Origin of the sequence: Brasilonema octagenarum UFV-OR1 (assembly GCF_963888615.1) — a bacterium.
Taxonomy (GTDB): domain Bacteria; phylum Cyanobacteriota; class Cyanobacteriia; order Cyanobacteriales; family Nostocaceae; genus Brasilonema; species Brasilonema sennae.
In genome coordinates, this window is the sequence record NZ_CAWPKW010000330.1 from 1 (window position 1) to 19628 (window position 19628).

Annotated in this window: 17 protein-coding genes and 1 tRNA gene; 7 read left to right on the forward strand and 11 right to left on the reverse strand. The window is 42.8% G+C overall.

What is annotated here, in order from left to right; genetic code table 11:
- Position 1 precedes the first annotated feature (1 nt).
- Positions 2 to 2227, forward strand: a complete 2226-nt coding sequence (psaB, locus tag AC5590_RS29815) for a photosystem I core protein PsaB (protein WP_169266910.1) — start codon at positions 2 to 4, stop codon at positions 2225 to 2227.
- A 172-nt stretch (positions 2228 to 2399) separates the two neighbouring features.
- Here psaB and AC5590_RS29820 read toward each other — a convergent pair whose 3' ends face one another.
- Positions 2400 to 3635: a methionine gamma-lyase family protein gene (locus AC5590_RS29820; RefSeq protein WP_169266911.1), complete on the reverse strand. Its 1236-nt coding sequence runs from the start codon at positions 3633 to 3635 to the stop codon at positions 2400 to 2402.
- 86 nt (positions 3636 to 3721) lie between these two features.
- Here AC5590_RS29820 and AC5590_RS29825 point away from each other — a divergent pair, with 86 nt between their 5' ends.
- The 3 genes from AC5590_RS29825 to AC5590_RS29835 all read left to right on the forward strand — a co-directional run bounded on the left by AC5590_RS29825 (position 3722) and on the right by AC5590_RS29835 (position 7104).
- Positions 3722 to 4552, forward strand: coding sequence for an acyl-CoA desaturase (locus AC5590_RS29825; RefSeq protein ID WP_169266912.1), 831 nt, complete (start codon positions 3722 to 3724; stop codon positions 4550 to 4552).
- Between the two features lie 230 nt (positions 4553 to 4782).
- A complete protein-coding gene (locus AC5590_RS29830; protein WP_169266913.1) occupies positions 4783 to 5835 on the forward strand; it encodes a fatty acid desaturase in 1053 nt (350 codons plus the stop codon).
- Between the two features lie 189 nt (positions 5836 to 6024).
- A complete protein-coding gene (locus AC5590_RS29835) occupies positions 6025 to 7104 on the forward strand; it encodes a fatty acid desaturase (RefSeq protein WP_169266914.1) in 1080 nt (359 codons plus the stop codon).
- Between the two features lie 132 nt (positions 7105 to 7236).
- Here the strand turns inward: AC5590_RS29835 and AC5590_RS29840 are convergent, their stop codons facing one another.
- The 6 genes from AC5590_RS29840 to psbZ all read right to left on the reverse strand — a co-directional run bounded on the left by AC5590_RS29840 (position 7237) and on the right by psbZ (position 11775).
- On the reverse strand, positions 7237 to 8337 hold the full coding sequence (locus AC5590_RS29840) for a fatty acid desaturase family protein (RefSeq protein ID WP_169266915.1): 1101 nt from the start codon (positions 8335 to 8337) through the stop codon (positions 7237 to 7239).
- 185 nt (positions 8338 to 8522) lie between these two features.
- Positions 8523 to 9788: a glutamate-5-semialdehyde dehydrogenase gene (locus tag AC5590_RS29845; RefSeq protein ID WP_169266916.1), complete on the reverse strand. Its 1266-nt coding sequence runs from the start codon at positions 9786 to 9788 to the stop codon at positions 8523 to 8525.
- A gap of 4 nt (positions 9789 to 9792) precedes the next feature.
- The gene (locus tag AC5590_RS29850) at positions 9793 to 10200 is read right to left on the reverse strand and encodes a hypothetical protein (RefSeq protein ID WP_169266917.1); all 408 of its coding nucleotides are present in this window, start codon (positions 10198 to 10200) and stop codon (positions 9793 to 9795) included.
- Between the two features lie 469 nt (positions 10201 to 10669).
- Positions 10670 to 10741: transfer RNA gene (locus AC5590_RS29855), tRNA-Gly, on the reverse strand.
- A 105-nt stretch (positions 10742 to 10846) separates the two neighbouring features.
- On the reverse strand, positions 10847 to 11407 hold the full coding sequence (ribH, locus tag AC5590_RS29860) for a 6,7-dimethyl-8-ribityllumazine synthase (protein WP_169266918.1): 561 nt from the start codon (positions 11405 to 11407) through the stop codon (positions 10847 to 10849).
- 179 nt (positions 11408 to 11586) lie between these two features.
- On the reverse strand, positions 11587 to 11775 hold the full coding sequence (psbZ, locus tag AC5590_RS29865; RefSeq protein ID WP_169157030.1) for a photosystem II reaction center protein PsbZ: 189 nt from the start codon (positions 11773 to 11775) through the stop codon (positions 11587 to 11589).
- A gap of 171 nt (positions 11776 to 11946) precedes the next feature.
- On the opposite strand from psbZ, the gene AC5590_RS29870 reads away from it, so the two are divergent.
- On the forward strand, positions 11947 to 14688 hold the full coding sequence (locus AC5590_RS29870; protein ID WP_169266919.1) for a CBS domain-containing protein: 2742 nt from the start codon (positions 11947 to 11949) through the stop codon (positions 14686 to 14688).
- 53 nt (positions 14689 to 14741) lie between these two features.
- Here AC5590_RS29870 and AC5590_RS29875 read toward each other — a convergent pair whose 3' ends face one another.
- The gene (locus AC5590_RS29875) at positions 14742 to 15653 is read right to left on the reverse strand and encodes a hypothetical protein (protein ID WP_169266920.1); all 912 of its coding nucleotides are present in this window, start codon (positions 15651 to 15653) and stop codon (positions 14742 to 14744) included.
- A gap of 802 nt (positions 15654 to 16455) precedes the next feature.
- On the opposite strand from AC5590_RS29875, the gene abc-f reads away from it, so the two are divergent.
- Together abc-f and AC5590_RS29885 are read left to right on the forward strand one after the other, a co-directional pair.
- Positions 16456 to 18072 carry a ribosomal protection-like ABC-F family protein gene (gene abc-f, locus AC5590_RS29880; protein ID WP_169266921.1) on the forward strand — a complete coding sequence of 539 codons (1617 nt, stop codon included), beginning with the start codon at positions 16456 to 16458 and terminating at the stop codon, positions 18070 to 18072.
- Between the two features lie 158 nt (positions 18073 to 18230).
- Positions 18231 to 18743: a peptidoglycan-binding domain-containing protein gene (locus tag AC5590_RS29885; RefSeq protein ID WP_169266922.1), complete on the forward strand. Its 513-nt coding sequence runs from the start codon at positions 18231 to 18233 to the stop codon at positions 18741 to 18743.
- A gap of 160 nt (positions 18744 to 18903) precedes the next feature.
- Here AC5590_RS29885 and AC5590_RS29890 read toward each other — a convergent pair whose 3' ends face one another.
- The 3 genes from AC5590_RS29890 to AC5590_RS29900 all read right to left on the reverse strand — a co-directional run bounded on the left by AC5590_RS29890 (position 18904) and on the right by AC5590_RS29900 (position 19600).
- Positions 18904 to 19074, reverse strand: coding sequence for a hypothetical protein (locus AC5590_RS29890; RefSeq protein WP_246162894.1), 171 nt, complete (start codon positions 19072 to 19074; stop codon positions 18904 to 18906).
- A 170-nt stretch (positions 19075 to 19244) separates the two neighbouring features.
- Positions 19245 to 19385, reverse strand: a complete 141-nt coding sequence (locus AC5590_RS29895; protein ID WP_318284265.1) for a hypothetical protein — start codon at positions 19383 to 19385, stop codon at positions 19245 to 19247.
- A 65-nt stretch (positions 19386 to 19450) separates the two neighbouring features.
- Positions 19451 to 19600 (reverse strand): DUF433 domain-containing protein, encoded by a 150-nt coding sequence (locus AC5590_RS29900; RefSeq protein ID WP_318284266.1) that lies wholly within the window; start codon positions 19598 to 19600, stop codon positions 19451 to 19453.
- Positions 19601 to 19628 lie beyond the last annotated feature (28 nt).

Genomic DNA, 19628 nt, shown 5'->3' on the forward strand with positions numbered 1-19628 from the left:
TATGGCAACAAAATTTCCAAAATTTAGCCAGGATCTAGCACAAGATCCGACTACGCGTCGGCTGTGGTATGCGATCGCAACAGGAAATGACTTTGAAAGCCACGATGGCATGACAGAAGAAAATCTTTACCAAAAGATATTCGCAACTCACTTCGGTCATGTGGCAATCATCTTCCTGTGGGCATCGAGCCTGCTGTTCCATGTAGCCTGGCAAGGTAACTTTGAACAGTGGATAAAAGATCCTCTGCATATCCGTCCAATCGCTCATGCAATCTGGGATCCGCACTTCGGGAAACCAGCAATAGAAGCCTTTACCCAAGGTGGGGCGAGCTATCCAGTCAATATCACCTACTCAGGCCTTTACCACTGGTGGTACACCATTGGTATGCGGACGAACAATGAACTGTATGTAGGTTCAGTATTCCTGCTGCTGTTAGCATCATTGTTCCTGTTTGCAGGTTGGTTGCACTTGCAACCGAAGTACCGTCCGAGCTTGGCTTGGTTTAAGAGTGCAGAACCACGTCTGAACCACCACCTAGCAGGTCTGTTTGGTGTGAGTTCTTTGGCTTGGACAGGTCACTTAGTTCACGTAGCAATACCCGAATCTCGTGGTATTCACGTGGGTTGGGATAACTTCCTAACGACCTTGCCTCACCCAGCGGGTTTAGCACCATTCTTTACGGGAAATTGGGCAGCTTACGCGAACAACCCTGACACAGCAAACCATGTGTTTGGCACGTCCCAAGGTGCAGGAACAGCAATTCTGACATTTTTGGGTGGGTTCCATCCTCAAACCGAATCGCTGTGGCTGACGGATATGGCTCACCACCACTTGGCGATCGCGGTAATTTTCATCATCGCCGGTCATATGTACCGGACGAACTTCGGAATTGGTCACAGCATCAAAGAAATGCTCAACGCCAAAAACTTCTTTGGCAGCAAAACCGAAGGTCAGTTCAATTTGCCTCACCAAGGACTGTACGACACGTACAACAACTCGCTGCACTTCCAGTTGTCGATCCACCTGGCAGCACTGGGAACAATCACGTCCTTGGTAGCGCAGCATATGTACGCGATGCCTCCTTACGCATTCATCGGTAAGGACTACACAACGCAAGCAGCTTTGTACACGCATCACCAATACATAGCTGTGTTCATAATGCTGGGTGCATTTGCTCACGCAGCAATCTTCTGGGTACGTGACTACGACCCAGAGCAAAACAAAGGCAACGTACTAGACCGGGTACTCAAGCACAAAGAAGCAATCATCTCGCACTTGAGCTGGGTGTCGTTGTTCTTGGGCTTCCATACCTTGGGTCTATACGTCCACAATGACGTAGTGGTTGCTTTCGGTACACCCGAAAAGCAGATCCTGATTGAGCCAGTGTTTGCACAATTCATTCAGGCTTCTCACGGAAAAGTGCTGTACGGCTTAAACACCTTGCTGTCTAATCCAGATAGCGTTGCAGCAACTGCTTGGCCTAACTACGCCAACGTTTGGTTACCAGGTTGGCTGGATGCAGTCAATAACACGACCAACTCGCTGTTCTTAACTATTGGTCCTGGTGACTTCTTGGTTCACCATGCGTTTGCTCTGGCGATCCACACCACAGTTCTGGTACTGGTAAAAGGTGCTTTGGATGCGCGTGGTTCCAAACTGATGCCCGATAAAAAGGACTTCGGTTACTCGTTCCCTTGCGACGGTCCCGGTCGTGGCGGTACTTGCGACATCTCGGCTTGGGACGCTTTCTACATGGCCACATTCTGGGCACTCAACACTGTAGGTTGGGTGACGTTCTACTGGCACTGGAAGCATCTGGGTATTTGGCAAGGAAACGTCGCACAATTCAACGAATCTTCAACTTACCTGATGGGCTGGTTCCGTGATTACCTGTGGGCGAACTCGGCTCAGTTAATTAACGGTTATAACCCCTACGGCATGAACAACTTGTCAGTGTGGGCTTGGATGTTCCTGTTCGGACACCTGGTTTGGGCGACAGGATTCATGTTCCTAATCTCTTGGAGAGGTTACTGGCAAGAGTTGATTGAAACTTTGGTTTGGGCACACGAGCGTACTCCTTTGGCGAACTTGATTCGCTGGAAAGACAAGCCCGTTGCTATGTCCATCGTTCAAGGTCGTCTGATTGGTTTAGCTCACTTCAGTGTGGGTTACATCTTGACCTACGGAGCATTCCTGATTGCCTCTACTGCTGGTAAGTTTGGTTGATGTAGTAGACTAAGCAAATACTTGTAGATAGGTAAGAAATCTCCTGCTTTCGGGCAGGAGATTTTTTTGTGTTGGAGTTTCGAACCAACAAACTAAAGATAGACTCATACCAATTTGAAAAAAGAATGCGACTCCAAAATCTAAAATCCCAAAAGGTATAAGGTGGAAAATCCTACGTATTCGCTTTTCCCACAGCTTCTATGACTGCTTCTAAAGCTATTGCTACATGAGTCCAATGCGTTCCGCCCTGGCAATACACCACATACGGTTCCCGCAATGGACCATCTGCAGAAAATTCAGAGGTGCTTCCCTCAATAAATGTCCCGCCAGCCATCACTACCTTAGTTTCATAACCAGGCATTTCATCTGGGATGGGGTCAAGATAAGAACCGATGGGTGAATTTTGTTGAATGGCGCGACAAAAAGCAATGAGTTTTTGGGCAGAACCTAGTTTAATTGCTTGAATAACATCCCGACGCTTGGCAAACGGTGCTGGATTGACTGGGTAACCGAGTTTGTCAAATACATAACCCGTGAGGTGAGTCCCTTTCATTGCTTCGCCTACCATTTGTGGGGCGAGAAACAGTCCTTGATACAGCAGGCGATTTTGGTCAAAAGTGGCACCTCCGTAACTGCCAATTCCTGGTGCTGTGAGGCGACAAGCAGCAGCTTCTACTAAGTCAGCGCGACCAGCAACATAACCACCAGCAGCAACAATTGTACCACCGGGGTTTTTAATCAACGACCCTGCGATTAAATCAGCACCAACATGGGTAGGTTCTTGAGTTTCTATGAATTCGCCATAGCAGTTATCGACAAAGCAAATTGTGTTAGGATTTTGCTGCTTGACTAAGTGGATAATTTTTTCAATTTCCGCTATAGATAGGCTAGGACGCCAAGAATAGCCACAAGAACGCTGAATCAACACTAAACGAGTGTTATCCTTTACCGCATGGCTTAAAGCTTGCCAATTTATAGTTCCTTCTAGAGTAAGATCTAATTGTTGGTAGCAAATGCCAAACTCAAGTAGTGAACCTTGACCTTGACCTCGTAATCCAATGACTTCTTCTAGAGTATCGTAGGGTGCACCAACCACCGCTAGCATTTCATCACCAGGACGGAGAACACCAAATAAAGCACAAGCAATTGCGTGGGTTCCTGAAACAAACTGTACTCGTACAGCAGCCGCCTCAGCGCCCACCACCTCCGCAAAAACTCGATCTAAAGTTTCTCTGCCGAGATCATCGTGTCCGTATCCAGAGACACCGGCGAAGTGGTGTGCCCCAACATGATTATGGCGAAAAGCATTTAACACTTCTTTAAGATTTTGCTTGACCTGAGCGTCAATTCCAGAAAAAATTTGTAAGAGTGCTTCTTGTGCTTCACGCAGCTGTTCCGAGCTATTCATTAGTTCCTCTTTTAAGAAAACATAAAAAATTTGCGGATTTTTAGATCACGCGGATTAGGCTTGACAATTCCTATTCAGGTTACTGCATGACAATTGCTACATCCACAAAATCCCAACTTAATTGGCTGCATATCACATTTTTCGCAGGTTTGCATGTCGGAATTTTGTTTGCCCTGTTTCCTAGTAACTTTAGCTGGAAAGCATTCGGTGTATTCTTGTTTCTCTACTGGGTGACTGGTGGCTTGGGTATTACCCTAGGATTTCACCGCTTGATCACCCACCGTAGTTTTCAAACTCCCAAGTGGCTGGAGTATTTCTTGTCTTTTTGTGGGACACTCGCTTGCCAAGGAGGACCAATCGATTGGGTAGGAATGCATCGTATGCACCATTTGCACTCTGATGAGGAGTTAGATCCCCACGATTCCAATAAGGGCTTCTGGTGGAGTCACATGGCTTGGATGTTTTATCATTCACCAGCTTTCGCGGACGTGCCTCGCTTTACTAAAGATATTAAGGACGACCCATTTTATCAGTTTCTGCAAAAGAATATGATTTTGATTCAGGTCGCGCTGGGTATAGTCCTGTTGCTCCTGGGTGGTTGGTCGTTTGTCGTTTGGGGAGTATTTGTTCGCTTGATCTTCGTGTGGCACTGTACTTGGTTTGTCAACAGTGCTACCCATAAATTCGGCTATCGTACTTATGATACAAGCGATCGCTCCACAAACTGCTGGTGGGTTGCTTTACTAACCTATGGTGAAGGCTGGCACAATAACCACCACGCCTATCAATATTCAGCTCGCCACGGGTTGAAATGGTGGGAAATTGACCTAACCTGGATGACTGTTCAATTGCTACAATTACTGGGTCTAGCTACAAATGTCAAGCTGGCACCACAAAAAGCAGTCAGCAGTCAATAGTCAGCAATTCTTATCTTATTTAATGTTCAATTTTGAATTTTGAATTTTGAATTTTGAACGACTTATGCTCCCCCGCTTCTCAAAGACTACTTAAGCATCAGCGGGGGTTTCTTGTAGGTGCGGTGGGGTACATTAGATTGCTATAATCCAAGACGCAAATATAAGAAAACTTTGCGACAGCCACTTGTTTAGTGATTTGGTAGTGAGGTTTGTTGTCTTTTCAGGTATTCATGACTACATCAACAATCGAAAGCCACGAGTCAGCTCATGAGCTTGGTAATTCCGACCTTAAGCTAAAAGATATTATCAAAAGCTTGCCACGAGAATGTTTTGAGCAGAATCGCCGCAAAGCCTGGACAAAAGTTCTGCTCAGTGTTTCGATGGTCTGCCTGGGCTATTTCAGCTTGATCATCGCTCCTTGGTTTCTCTTACCTCTAGCGTGGATTTTTACGGGTACTGCTTTAACCGGTTTTTTTGTCATCGGTCATGATTGTGCTCATCGTTCATTCGCTAAACGTCGCTGGGTCAACGATTTAGTGGGACATTTGATAATGATGCCGTTGATTTACCCGTTCCACAGTTGGCGTATTCAGCACAATTATCATCACGCTCACACTAACAAGCTGGATGAGGATAACGCTTGGCAGCCCATTTCCACAACACTTTATGAAAGTTGTGGAAAAATTAAGCAGTGGGGTTTCAAGGCGTTTCTACGGTATCGATTGTGGTGGATAGGCTCAATCATTCACTGCGGAGTTTTACACTTTAATTGGTCTTTATTCCAGAAGAAAGACCAAGCAAGTGTGAAGTTTTCTGTGGCTGTCGTCGTGCTTTTTGCTGCGATCGCATTCCCCATCCTCATCGCCACAACCGGGATCTGGGGATTTGTGAAATTCTGGCTGCTTCCGTGGCTAGTTTACCATTTTTGGATGAGTACCTTTACATTGGTTCACCATACTGCCCCGGACGTTCCTTTTGTGGCAGAATCTAAGTGGAACCAAGCCATAGCACAGCTAAATGGCACAGTTCATTGCGATTACCCCTCCTGGGTAGAAATCCTCTGCCACGATATTAATGTCCACGTCCCCCATCACATTTCAACTGCTATTCCTTCTTATAATTTGCGGATGGCTTATGGCAGTATCAAAGAAAATTGGCAAACGTATTTGCATGATGAGTGTCGGTTTTCCTTTTCTTTAATGAAGCGAATTACAGATCAGTGTCACCTGTATAGAGCCGATAGTGGCTATCAGTCTTTTAAAGACTATTTTGCAGGACGATAACCTCATAGCTTTAAGAAATAGATTCTGGCAATTCTGTAAACACAAATCTTGTTACGAAAATTGCCAGATATCACTCAGCTGCTTTACACTTCCAAAACTTCGGGATACCCAAACCCAACGTAATGCAATTGCAAAGTTTAAATGACTTTGCTTCAACAACTTCTTGTTTGACTCCAGTAAAAAAATCAAGTGCAATCAAATATTATCAAGTTAAATAATCCTCATGACGTTGAATCTCTTGAGGATACAACCAAGCTGCCCTTCACGCTTCAAGATTTGAAAGCTGCAATCCCATCTGAATGTTTTCAGCCCAATGTCGGGAAATCACTCTTCTACTTTTTTCGTGACATCCTGATTATCGGTTTACTTTATGCAGTTGCTCATTATCTAAATTCTTGGTTCTTCTGGCCAATTTTCTGGGTGATGCAAGGAACGATGTTTTGGGCTTTGTTTGTCGTTGGACATGACTGCGGACACCAATCTTTTTCTAAGAAGAAATGGCTTAATGATTTGATTGGACATCTTTGCCATACACCGATACTTGTTCCATATCACGGGTGGCGAATTAGCCATAGAACTCACCACAAAAATACTGGTAACCTCGATAATGATGAAAGCTGGTACCCACCAACAGAGTCACAGTACAAAGTGCTGAATTGGGTACATGATATAGGTCGAGATTACTTGTTTTTATTAGTTTATCCGGTGTATTTGTTTACGGGTAATCCTGATAAACGAGGTTCTCACTTTTTACCTAGCAGCCGATTTTTCAAACCCTCAGAAAAATGGGATGTCATCACCAGCACCACACTCTGGACTCTAATGGTAGGTTTGCTGTTGTTCTTCACCTATCAATGGGGTTGGATGTGGTTGTTGAAATACTACGTTGGACCTTATCTTGTCTTTGTCATTTGGCTAGACTTAGTCACATATTTGCACCATACTGACCCGGATATTCCCTGGTATCGTGGAGAGGATTGGACTTTCCTCAAAGGTGCTATTTCTAGCATTGACCGTGATTACGGTTTTATCAATCACATCCATCATGATATCGGTACTCATGTTGCTCACCACATCTTCCTGAACATTCCTCACTACAATTTGAAAAAGGCAACTGAGGCGATTAAACCAATTATGGGTGACTATTTCCGCAAATCTGATCTACCCATTTGGACTGCATTACGCCGTTCGTCCAGTAGCTGTGGTTTTGTTCCGGAGACTGGAGGAAAAGTTTACTATATATCCAAGAAAAAATTAGCTAAAGGCTAACAGAAACTGAAGAGTGAGAAGTTCATGAAAAACTCCCCACTCTTCATTTCATAACTTTGCTATTAATGCTTATCCAAATTTGCGTTCAATTACAAAGAAACTGGGTTTCTAATTAGACGCAGGATGTGTATTTTATAAAGCAGTGCTTTCCTGAGGCGAAGTACCCATTAATTTCAACCAACGAAAGTTCGCAACAAGTGCTTCTCCAAATGTTGGATACACACTGTATGGAACGCCAAAATCAACACAAACTTCTGCCAAGATTGGAGCTATTTTCGGATAGTGAATATGACAAATTTGGGGAAACAAATGATGAACAACCTGATAGTTAAGACCACCCAAATACCAATTTAAAAAAGCATTCTTTGGTGCAAAATCAACTGTTGTTTTGACTTGAGCAATTGCCCATTCATCGTCAATATCGTTTGACTCAGGATGTGGTTGAAGAAACTCTGCTGGAGCGAGAACATGAGCTAGCATGAAAACATTGCAAATCATTAAGCCATAGGTTATGTAAGCAATGCTAAATCCTACAATTACTTGTAGGGGAGTATATCCCACGGCAATTGGTATTCCTAAAAATAGTCCCAGCCAAATGACTTTACCCCCTAACAATATGAGCATTTCCAAAGGCTTGGGCGTAGGAATGATATGCTCATGATATTTGCGCTTGAATAAAGCCAGATGGATATCAGCAGCAGACCAATAAAACGGAATAATTGCATAGACTATAAAAATGAATAAATGTTGGAACTTATGATACCATTTATGTTCCATATATGGAGACATACGCACTAATCCATCTCCATGTATTTCGACATCATGTCCTAATATATTGGTGTATGTATGATGCAGGAAATTATGACGAAATCGCCACAAAGAACTGGATAAACCAATCACATCATAAGTTAAACCAAAAATAGAATTTACCCATTTGCGACTAGAATCACCACCATGATTGGCATCGTGCCCTACACTAAAACCAACGCCAGCAATACCTAATCCTAGAAGAACACAGCCAAATACCTTCATCCACATTATCGGTGGACCAAAAAGAGTAAATGTCCAAGCAGAAATGACCCATCCCAAGATAATTGCACTTTTGAGGTACATTGCGAGATTATCGCGCTTCGCAATGTTCTCAGATTCAAAATAAGCGTCAACTCGTTTATTGAGTTCCTTTCTAAAACCAACGTTCTTGGCAAACGTCACTCTCGTTTGTGTCTGTGTCATAAAAACTAATCGTTCAAATGAGCTATGAGTTGGCTTGAAAAAGTTTGCTATCAGGCAAAAATCCAAGTGACGTTGCTCAGATAGAAACACACAAGCCAAATCATCTCATTGTGGCAGATTATGCCAACTATCTACCAGAAAAAAAGAGAAATTTTCCAAATAAGGACGAAACCTTGTGCGTATGATTAAAATCGTCCATTTCCCTGAACAATATGCTTAACAGTCGTCAGGCTTTCTAAGCTAATCAATCCGCGTCGATGACCTTTTTGGTTGGACATCCCGAGAAACACCGCATCTCCTCGCGACGGGTTTCTAGAAAAACGTGGAGAAGCGTTGATGTAGCTAGAGGCACTATTCACACCCAAGGCAAACTGCCGACTTTCCTGGTAAGATTCAGTAACAATACAGTCAGCATGACCGCTGCTGTACTGATTAATCCAGGCGATCGCAGCCTCTAAACTATCCACCAATTTAAAAGCAATTGTCTTGGTTAAATAAGCGTTTCCCCATTCTTGTTCTTTAGCTAACTGTAACTGAGGAAAGGATTCAACCAATTCGGCATCTCCCTTAATTTCAAACCCCTTCTCCTTTAAGCTATTCCACAATGTCAGTAAAGAAGATGGCAAGGCTTGTCGATGAATCAGTACTTTTTCAATTGCGTTCACCGGATCTGGTTCACTTTGATGGCTGTCTATAATCAGCCAGCGCACCATTTCTAAGCTACCATTCGGCGACCAGTAAAGGTAACAGTTGCCCATAGCTGATTTGAGAACTGGGGCGGTGGAGTGGCGCACCACTTGCTGTATCAAGTTAGAACGTCCATAGGGAATCACTAAATTCAAGCATTGGTCTTGCGTCACTATATCCCGAATGGAACTTCCTTCTTCTGGTGTTATCAGCTGTAAACAACCTACTGGTAAACCAACTTCAGTCACAGCACTCACCAGTGCGTCGGCGATCGCCGCGTTAGAATTACTAGCTTCAGTACCCCCTCTGAGGATCAGACTGTTGCCTGTTTTTATACACAATCCTGCTGCGATCGCTCCCAATTCTGGAAACGCCTCATAAATAAACGCAATCACACCCAAAGGCATTAACTGTGTATAACTCTGAGAGTCATCTAGTTGATAATCAGCATGTCTGACTCGCCGCAGTGGATCTGATAATTCTCCCAAACGCTGCAATATATCTACCGCCATTTCCAACCGTTTGGGAGTCAGCTTCAGCCAATCGAGAATTAAATCTGGCACCGCCATTTCTCGACTCGCTTCTAGATCCAAGGTGTTTGCTTCTAGAATGTCGTCAAATGAAGCTGCCATCGCCTGTGCCATCGCTAACACAGCACGACTTCTGTCTACTCCTTTTGTGCTTCCTAGCTTTAGAGCAGCTTGATGAGCGCGTCTTGTGCGCTCAACTGGTTCGGGGCTAAGATCAAAAGCATCCACTGTCATTCCATTATCGCCTGTAGGTGAGCCATACCATCAGTGCTGGCAAAATAGCCAACAGCACCGCCACCATTGCCCAAGCAATAATGCCGTAACCATTTGCCAATCGTAGTGCCAATGGTAACCATATAATCACTAGCACGAAAATAATCCCAAGCGCTACAGGCAAATAGCTTTCTCCTAATCGAGGATGGACAACTTGCCAACTATTCCCTTTCCAGCGCCAAGCCCGCTTGTAGGGATAGGTAGTGGAAAGTTGCTCCAGTACATAACCATTATCTTCCACCACGAATATCTGCTGACAGCGATTGCAACCAAATGCTTCCGTCAGCGTAATAGGAATCAACTGCCCCCGCCGACGACAGGGACACGGGTATTCACTATTGAAGTCAATTTTGTCTGCTTTTTGAGGTTGCACAAGCGAACTTTTTACTTGAGCGTGTTTGCCAATAGCTGTGAAAATAGCATTCCCTGATTTACGTTATCAGGCAAGCTATTTTCCCATGAACTTTCTTTATAACATTAGCCAGTCTGGCTTACTCTTTTTTCTGGACAGATTTTCTTGAAATTCAGTGGTAGTACAATTCTATCACTGAACTACACTGATAATAGCCAGCTATCATAACTGAATAAGCATAAAGACTAAAGTGAATTTTCTTTTCACTTCAACCTTTATTCTTCAATATCGCCTTAACATCAGTATCAATTCAATATTTTTTATAGTATGATACTAACCACTGTACATATCTTTTTATAGAGTAGCGCATCTTACATCATTTTTTTTCGCTACACTTAATTTTTTTTCTTAATTATAAGTCATATATATTGGCATTTTACTGCAGTTATTTGCCAAAGTTTTCTCTTTATACATTACTTTTTATTTTCAAAGCGGGTAACGCGATTCGAACGCGCGACATTCACCTTGGCAAGGTGACGCTCTACCACTGAGCTATACCCGCAAACTCCACTCTTACTACTATCTCATAGTATGCATTCTTTGTCAACACCTTTTATTTGTTTAGTAGTTAGTAGTTAGCCACTAACCACTAACTACTAATCACTGACTATTCTGCAGACAGCTGTCCTACGCTGGCACTTTTCAGCGATGCTGACGAGAGAGAATGACCAGAAAAAGGCTCTGTGAGGTTTGAACGTAATTGCCGCATCAAACTAGCCATTTCTAAAGCACTCATGGCGTAATCCCAACCATGATTACTTTTAATGCCAGCACGTTCTAAAGCTTGCTGCATGGAGTCCACTGTTAAAATGCCAAAAACCACAGGAACACCAGTTTGAAACGCAGCAGCAGCAATTCCTTTAGCGACCTCAGAAGAAACGTAATCAAAATGAGGTGTTTGTCCTCGGATCACAGCACCCAGACAAATAACCGCATCATAACGACCAGAGACTGCCAATTGGCGAGCCACAACTGGAACTTCAAAACTGCCTGGTACGTAAATGTAGTCTACCTGAGAGCCGTTAGGATTGACATCAATACCGTGGCGTTTCAAGCAATCTTGACAACCTTCCACCAGCTTGCTAGTTACAAGGTCATTGAATCGACCAATAACAATTCCAAACCGCAAAGGTTCTGCCTGAGTAAAAGTTCCCTCAAAAACTGCCATAACCGCCTCTCATTCATCTATACTTCTTGCCAATATACATTCCTCTTGATAGATCCAGCCAAAAATAGACGCAGCCACACCACAGAGGGAAAATACTCTTCACTCTCTGTAACGTACCTGCGTCTGTAATATTTGTCAGTTTTTATGCGATTTGCCTGCGATACTCTTAAAGTAGTTGGTTAAACGACGAGAAAGTTTAACGCCCCAACGACAAGCACTAAAATGATCCAAGCTCCTGAACCAATCCACAGCAGTTTTCTAGATTCATTCCAGTTCTGTGGAGTCGCATAGGCAACAGGAACGCCAATGACCAGAACAAAAGACAGCGAAACCAGAGCTAATAAAGCCAGTTGGAATATAAAAGTCATTTTCCCTTCTCCCGAAACAGCAAACGAGTTACAAAAGATAAAATATTGTGCAGGTGAACACCGACAGTTTTTCCTTATTTGTTAAGCTAACAGAAAATTGACACATTTTAGTCATTTGTCCTTGATCCTTTGTGCTGACGATTAATGACTCATGACCGATGACTGATAACTATGGATTTAATTCTGTGCCATACAACAGCTGATTTTGACTCACTAGGAGCCGCAGTAGGACTGACACGCCTGTTACCTGGAAGTAAGATTGTGTTGAGTGGCGGTTCTCATCCACCCGTACGAGATTTTTTGGCACTGCATCGGGATGAGTATCAGCTGATGGAACGACGTTCGGTTAATCCCGACGAAATTCGTTCTTTAATTGTGGTGGATACGCAACAGCGCGATCGCATCGGCAAAGCTGCTGAGTGGTTAGAGCTACCCCATATTAAGAAAATTATCATTTATGACCATCACCAAGAACAACTTGGGGATATTCCCGCTACAGAAATAAACATTTCCCCTGTTGGAGCGACAACAACTCTAATTGTCGAGCAATTGCAAAAACAACACATTTCCCTGACAGCCGCAGAAGCAACTGTGATGGCATTAGGTATCCATGTGGATACTGGCTCTCTGACATTTGACTACACTACACCACGGGATGCCCTAGCCTTGGCTTGGTTGATGCAACAAGGGGCAAGTTTATCAGTCGTGAGTCAATATGTTGATCCTGGTCTTTCTCCCCAATTGCAACAACTCTTAAAGGTGTCGCTGGAAAAAATACAACATATATATATTAGGGGAAATAAAATTGCCTGGGTCAATTTGAAAACAGATAATTTCGTACCAGGATTGTCAAGTCTTGCCTCACAGTTGGTAGAGTTAACAGAAATAGATGCCTTACTGCTTTTCAACGAGTATGCTCTAGCAGAAGGTGAATCACGCTTGACAGTGATTGGGCGTTCCCAAATTCAAGGAATTCATCTCAATGAGTTATTCCAACCCCTGGGTGGCGGTGGACATTCCCAAGCAGCATCGCTGAACTTAAGAGGCGTAAACTCACAAGAAATTTTAAACCAACTCCTTGAGGGGATAAAAGCAACAATTCCCTATCCTCCTATTACCCGAGACTTGATGTCTTCCCCAGTTCGCACCATTCGTCCAGAAACCACAATTGCGGAAGCGCAGCGCACTTTATTACGCTACGGACACTCTGGTTTGTGTGTCGCTGATGCCCAAGGACAACTACTAGGTATTATTTCCCGACGAGACTTAGATATTGCCCTACATCACGGCTTTAGTCATGCTCCCGTTAAAGGTTACATGACAGTCAACATGAGGACAATTACCCCAGAGACGACACTGCCAGAAATCGAGTCAGTGATGGTGACATATGATATCGGACGCTTGCCAGTATTGGAAAACGGGCAGTTAGTCGGAATTGTTACACGTACTGATGTTTTGCGGCAATTGCATCAGGAACAACAGAGGGGGAGAGGGAAAGAGGAACAGAGTGGAGGAGGGGGACAAAAAAATATTAAATCTCCCACTCTAGAGGAATTACATTCACGGCTTGCACCGCAGTTGTGGCAATTGTTAACTAAAGCATCACAAGAAGCAGAAAAACGCGGTTGGCATCTTTACCTTGTTGGGGGAGCAGTACGCGACTTGCTACTTGCTGAAGAAGCTTCTGGCACTTTATTGATTAAAGATATTGACTTAGTCGTTGATGGTTTTCACAAAACAGCAGAAGTGGGTGCTGGTGTGGAACTGGCAAAAGCACTACAGCAACTTTACCCAACAGCACGTTTAGAAATTCATGGGGCTTTTCAAACTGCAGCTTTGCTGTGGCATAAAGATCCAGAATTAGATTCATTATGGGTAGACATTGCCACTGCTAGAACAGAATTCTATCCTTACCCCGCAGCAAATCCTGAAGTTGAGGCGAGTTCGATTCGTCAAGACTTGTATCGTCGAGATTTTACCATCAACGCAATGGCACTGCGACTGACACCTCCCCGCGCTGGTGAACTACTCGATTTTTTTGGCGGATTGTTAGATTTACAGGCAAAGCAAATTCGGGTGTTGCATGCTAACAGCTTTATTGAAGATCCCACCCGCATCTATCGCGGTGTACGCTTTGCTATGCGGCTCGGATTTCACTTGGAGCCTCAGACAGAAGAATATATCCGCTATGCTATCACCAGCGGCGTTTATGATCGCACCACCCGAGAAAATAGCAAAACTCCAGCACTGCAAACTCGACTGAAAACGGAATTGAAACATATCCTAGAAGCCCCCTACTGGAAGCCAGCTTTGCAATTACTGGGAGACTTGGGAGCTTTGCAGTGTATTCATCCCACCCTCAAGATAGACGAGGAACTTCTGGGGCAATTGCGTTTGTTAGAACGTTGTTTACGACGCTTTGACTCTCAGCAAACCCTCATCCACTGGCAAATGCGCTTGGAAGCTCTCATTGCCCACTTAGCAGCAGAATACCGAGGACATGTGGCAAAAAATCTGCAATTGCCCGAAGATAGCATCAACCGGTTATATTGCATTGCACAACATCAACAAAAAGTCAATAAAAATATCTCCTCTTTGGAAGCAGAGGGAGGAGTGGATGAGGTACGTCCCAGTCAAATCGAACAGTTATTGCGTCAGTACGATGTACCAATGCTGATTTTAATCGCTGTGCAAAGTTCAAGAGGTGTCAGGCGTAAGATTTGGCAATATTTGACTGTTTGGCGTAACATTCAGCCCATTTTAAATGGAAATGATTTGAGGAAACTGGGATACAAACCAGGACCCCAGTATCGGCAAATGCTTGATGATTTACTTGCTGCTACGTTGGATGGAGTTGTTTGCAATAGGGATGAGGCTGAGGAGTTTTTAGCTAAACATTATCCTCAGTTGTGAAAATAAGCACGTGGCGCGAAATTCACACAGCCGTGGGAGTGTCAACTGAACGTTTATAGACACCATAATTCTTGCTGTTTTTTGTTCATACTTTTAATATGACGAATGAGAACTGCCAAAGGATTGATGCCCTTTAAAATTAACAATATCATCCAGCAAAGTGCTTTGAGTTGACTGAAGGCTGTAGGTCGAGTTAACCCCTCATGAATCGCAATCCGCGCTTCATCTAGAAAACCTTCATATTCCTCTACAATCGGAGAATCATGGAACACCGTGATGTTAATCCCATCAATCCCACTCACCCAGTTTTTTCCCATCTGGATTCTCTGTAGTTGAGCGACTTCAAGGTGGTATAAGTCGTGATAGTTAATGCAAACACCTCGTACTTTCAGCGGCTCATTGGCAATCTTGATTGGAACTAAACTGATAGAACCTAGTGTTTTCTTGAAACAGACAACCTTGGAGTTTTTTGCAGAGGTATCTATGAACCACCTTACCAAAGCTGTCCAAGCGGTGTAATAGTAAAACAAAAATACTTTGTGTCTCTTCTCGAAACCAACGCGTTGAACTTTTTGAAAAACTTTTTTTACCTCTAAAGTTTGCTTACACTCAACAGGAGTCGGTGAGCCTTTTGTTTCTTCCAAAAACACAAACAAGTAATAAGGGATTTCAGGATAACATCTTTTCAGTCCCCAACCCCTCTTGAAGTCTTGCTGTAATGCCAGACACTGCTTTAACCGACGCTTGATGTCACAATGATGTTTGTATAAAGTGTCGGGTGATAGCTGATCACGACGCTTGTGAATCACAAATGCACGCAGCAACAATTGTTTCATGCGGCGAGCAAAAACAGTCTGTCCTGCATTTAATAAAGGTGTTTCAAAAGTCCATAATGCTAGCAGGGCTTGTTTTTGCCGTGGAGTGAGTTGATTTCGTTCCGGTTGCTTCTGTATCTGGTTATTCATAAATAAAGTTTGAGTGACTCACTTGCTACAACCATCAACACCAACCCTACTATGCATGACTGCTTACTCTTTCTGTTTTTCTTAGAATTGGTGCTGGTATTGTTGCGTTGAAAAAATATTAGATGCTCCCGGTTTGTCTGCTTTGACGTTTCTATTGACGAATTTTATACAATTTCTCGCAGCTTTCTTTACAAAATTTTATATATGTTAGTTTCAAACGAAAAGTTAAGTTAAAAGGGTAAACGCACTCATCACGCTCTAGTTTCTATGGCTTCCTGGAAGAGAGCGCAAAGCCGAAAACTTTCGTTCCAGCATTTGCTTTTACAAGTCAGCCATTCACAAGAAAATCTCACAAACCTTGCCATGAAAATTTAGCTTTCCCCCTACACACGCTCTTATCCTCTGTCGGGAAACAAGGACTATGGCACAAAGTGCCACGCTACGCGAACAGTACTGGCTCCCCTAAACCCTCATACCCTTACACCCATTTTTCAAGCTAGAAGCTTCGAGACATTCCGGAATTGTTTACTGCTATGATGTAGTTAATATCAAACCTCAACACGCCTCACATAGCTGACATGAAGTAGTAGAAGAAAACTGTTGCTCGAAGACAACGAATGTCAATAAAGAAAAATCACCAAAAACTCAGCAAGTTTGATAAAAAGCAGCCATGCGCTAAATAGTTTTTAAAAACTTATCTCTACAAAGAGCCGCCGGATATGTCTATGGCTAGCTCTATTTGCTCGCCCCTATTGTGCGCGTTCGATAGGTAGGCGCTATTTGGTCATATTGAGGTTTGAGTATGCAGAAAAAATCAATAGTTTTAGCTGAGAATTTAGCTTACGAACTCAGTTCAACCAGGACTTTATTTAAAGGCGTCCAAATAAGCATTGGAGAAGGTGAGCGCATTGCTTTAGTCGGTTCCAATGGTGTTGGTAAATCTACCCTGTTAAAGATTCTTGCAGGTCAACTCAACCCCACGACAGGTTCTGTTGTACGTCATGAAACAATTTACTATTTGCCTCAAATCAGTACCATAAAACAGGACATCAAAGCAGATACAGTCTTCAATTACCTGAGTTCTATTTCTGAGGAATGGTGGAAAATTGAAGAGATTTTAGAAGCAAGATTCAGCACGACACTTGACTTGTCCTTACCGCTTTTCAATCTGAGTGGTGGGGAACTCACAAAGCTATTTCTGGCTATTGGTTTATCTAGTGAACCAAAGGTGTTACTACTGGATGAGCCAACGAATCATATGGACTTGATGGCGTTAGAAAGTTTGAGGTTTTTTCTTAACGACTTTGATGGAGCGTTTATTATTGTCTCTCACAAACCATTTTTTCTAGACCAAGTTACTGATATAACTTGGGAACTAACACCAGAGGGTGTGAAAGTTTACGGAGGAAATTTTTCGCTGTATCGAGAACAAAAGGAAATAGAATTGGAGGCGAGAGTGCGATCGCACGAAGTCGCAAGAAAAGAACTCAAACGCACCAAAGCTTCAGCGTTACAGGAACAGCAACGAGCAGCTCAATCTAGCAAAAATGGTCGAGCCAAATTTCTCAACGGTAGTGTAGATAGAGCAGCTGCAGGACTGCTTAAAACAAAAGCCGAGGTTTCAGCAGGAATTGCAAAAAACAGACATGAAGCGGCGGTAGCAAAGGCGACTCAAAGAGTTGCAGAAACTAAGGTTAAAACAACGAAGGCAACAAGTCTTCAACTAGAAGAAAGAAGCCAAAAACGCAGAAACCTTATTGATATTCAGGGTGCAAATCTCAAGGTAGGAGAACACCTGCTGATTTCAAATATCCAGCTTCATGTGTCCTCTGGTGACAGAATAGTTATTGCTGGTGCTAATGGTTCAGGTAAATCTAGTTTGGTAAATGCGATCTTGGGAATGCAGAATACAACAGCGATTTTACAGTCAGGTGAGATTTTACTTGCTCCTGCGATGAAAGCTGTGTACCTCGACCAAACTTATGAACTGGTGAATCGAAAGCAGACGATTCTGGAAAACATGCAAGCTGCTAATCCTAATCTCAATTATCAACTTTTGCGTCAGCAGTTGGGACACTTCCTTTTTAAAGAGGATGATGTACACAAAAGCGCATCGGTGTTAAGTGGAGGTGAGTTGGCAAGGTTGGCGATGGCCATCATTAGTATTTCACAAATCGACCTGCTGATTCTCGATGAGCCAACGAATAACCTGGATCTTGAAACGGTTGACCAAATGATTGAGGGTATCAATGAGTATCAAGGTGCGCTTTGGGTTATTTCCCACGATTTGGATTTCTTGAGTCGGATTAATATCACTCAAGCTTACAAGTTGAGTGAGCAAGAGTTTGAACAGATGACATATTTACCTACTGAATCGGATATGTATTATCAAGAACTACTAGGCTCTCAAGATGGATAATGTTGATACTGAAGCGTTTCAGAAGTATTTGCGTTCAAAAAAGCTGTATGCCAAAGCTAGATAAATAAGCTTGAGAAAATTTTTTTACTTTTTCCGTAATTTATGAAACATCCATTGTAGTAAGCATTGTCAAAATTCACACGTTCAAGAGAAAAATAATGCCTACTACATTTGCAGTTCTCAAAGAAGGTTCAACTGGCGCTAATGTTAGCGAATTGCAGAAAAACTTGACCACATTAAAGTATTACACAGGTGGTATCGATGGTAACTTTGGCAGCAAAACAAAAGATGCTGTGATCAAGTTTCAACAATCCAACGCGGTCAAAGTTGATGGTATCGTTGGTTATGAAACCCAAGCTGCGATACTACGTGAAGTTTGGATCTCCAAGCAACCAACCTTAAAAGAAGGTTCACAAGGTCAAGAAGTTAAAAATCTTCAGGAGTTGCTAAATGGCACTGGCGAACTTCCTAAAGGTCAGTTTGGTACAATTAAAGTTGACGGTGTTTTTGGTCCAAATACTAAAGCTGCTGTTATCAAGTTTCAAAAATCTACTGATATCGCAGCAGATGGTGTTGTTGGACTTAAAACATGGAAGCAATTATCTTTCCGCAAGTCTTATAATATGTCTCCAGAACAAATTGTTCTCAATGGAATTTTTAACTTAGCTTGAGAAAGTAGAAGTACGTTGTTAGAGATAGCATAAAAGTTGTGACGTTTAATGCTAGATTTCTTCATCAAGTTATTTAGTTGATTCCACAGGCTCCATACGTGCTTTCCATCCTTCACGGATAGATAGGCGGTTATGGAGCCTGGTGCTATCTAAAGAAGCCCTATGGTAACGGTAGATAAATAATGCGGTCTTGATATTCATCATCCTCAGAAACAAGAGCCACTAAAATCAATTCTTCAAGGTTTTCGCCAATGCTTAAATTTGGATTCAGGATAAAAATTTCTGGTATGTGACGATTAGCTGCGATGTGTTCAGCCAAATGTACTCGCATGGAAGTCCGGTTATTTGTCACCAGCACAAACTTATTATCTTCACACCAATAAAGAATTTCTGGATCGAGTGTGCTTTAAAGGAGGCGTTTTTGGCTCTCCCACTACCTTGATAATGATATCAGGTTCTCGCAATCTAATTTGGTTGGGATAGATAGGATTCACATTTTCATCAATCAGATATTTCAATGCCATTTGCTTGTTTCTTGGCTTTTCTTTCTGCTCTGAGTTGCCGAAGTTTCTCGGAAACTGGTGGGGGATTAAGTCGCTGTTCTTCCCTCATTGTGTGACCGTGTTCTATCCAGTTTTTCATATAAGCACTCACAACTTCTTTGTTTTGTAAGTAATAAAGAATTGTTGCATAAACTTGTTCTAAAGTTAGTGATGTATCTGAGCAATTTCCTCTGGAGTGCGACCGAGATCCATGTATTCATAAAGAATTGTTTCAATACCAATCCTTGACCCCTTGAGCCGAATATCACCAGGAGTTAAGAAGTTAAAATAATCTGTTATTTGCGCTGTAGACATCGTTTTCGTTGTGCCAAATGTAGTGATA

Coding starts and splice junctions, on each gene's coding strand:
- AC5590_RS29845 (WP_169266916.1), bottom strand. CDS start 9,788: ATGACAGTGGATGCTTTTGATCTTAGCCCCGAACCAGTTGAGCGCACA.
- abc-f (WP_169266921.1), top strand. CDS start 16,456: ATGCAGAAAAAATCAATAGTTTTAGCTGAGAATTTAGCTTACGAACTC.
- AC5590_RS29820 (WP_169266911.1), bottom strand. CDS start 3,635: ATGAATAGCTCGGAACAGCTGCGTGAAGCACAAGAAGCACTCTTACAA.
- AC5590_RS29885 (WP_169266922.1), top strand. CDS start 18,231: ATGCCTACTACATTTGCAGTTCTCAAAGAAGGTTCAACTGGCGCTAAT.
- AC5590_RS29875 (WP_169266920.1), bottom strand. CDS start 15,653: ATGAATAACCAGATACAGAAGCAACCGGAACGAAATCAACTCACTCCA.
- AC5590_RS29895 (WP_318284265.1), bottom strand. CDS start 19,385: ATGAAAAACTGGATAGAACACGGTCACACAATGAGGGAAGAACAGCGA.
- psaB (WP_169266910.1), top strand. CDS start 2: ATGGCAACAAAATTTCCAAAATTTAGCCAGGATCTAGCACAAGATCCG.
- AC5590_RS29825 (WP_169266912.1), top strand. CDS start 3,722: ATGACAATTGCTACATCCACAAAATCCCAACTTAATTGGCTGCATATC.
- AC5590_RS29870 (WP_169266919.1), top strand. CDS start 11,947: ATGGATTTAATTCTGTGCCATACAACAGCTGATTTTGACTCACTAGGA.
- AC5590_RS29840 (WP_169266915.1), bottom strand. CDS start 8,337: ATGACACAGACACAAACGAGAGTGACGTTTGCCAAGAACGTTGGTTTT.
- AC5590_RS29830 (WP_169266913.1), top strand. CDS start 4,783: ATGACTACATCAACAATCGAAAGCCACGAGTCAGCTCATGAGCTTGGT.
- ribH (WP_169266918.1), bottom strand. CDS start 11,407: ATGGCAGTTTTTGAGGGAACTTTTACTCAGGCAGAACCTTTGCGGTTT.
- psbZ (WP_169157030.1), bottom strand. CDS start 11,775: ATGACTTTTATATTCCAACTGGCTTTATTAGCTCTGGTTTCGCTGTCT.
- AC5590_RS29900 (WP_318284266.1), bottom strand. CDS start 19,600: ATGTCTACAGCGCAAATAACAGATTATTTTAACTTCTTAACTCCTGGT.
- AC5590_RS29890 (WP_246162894.1), bottom strand. CDS start 19,074: ATGCGAGTACATTTGGCTGAACACATCGCAGCTAATCGTCACATACCA.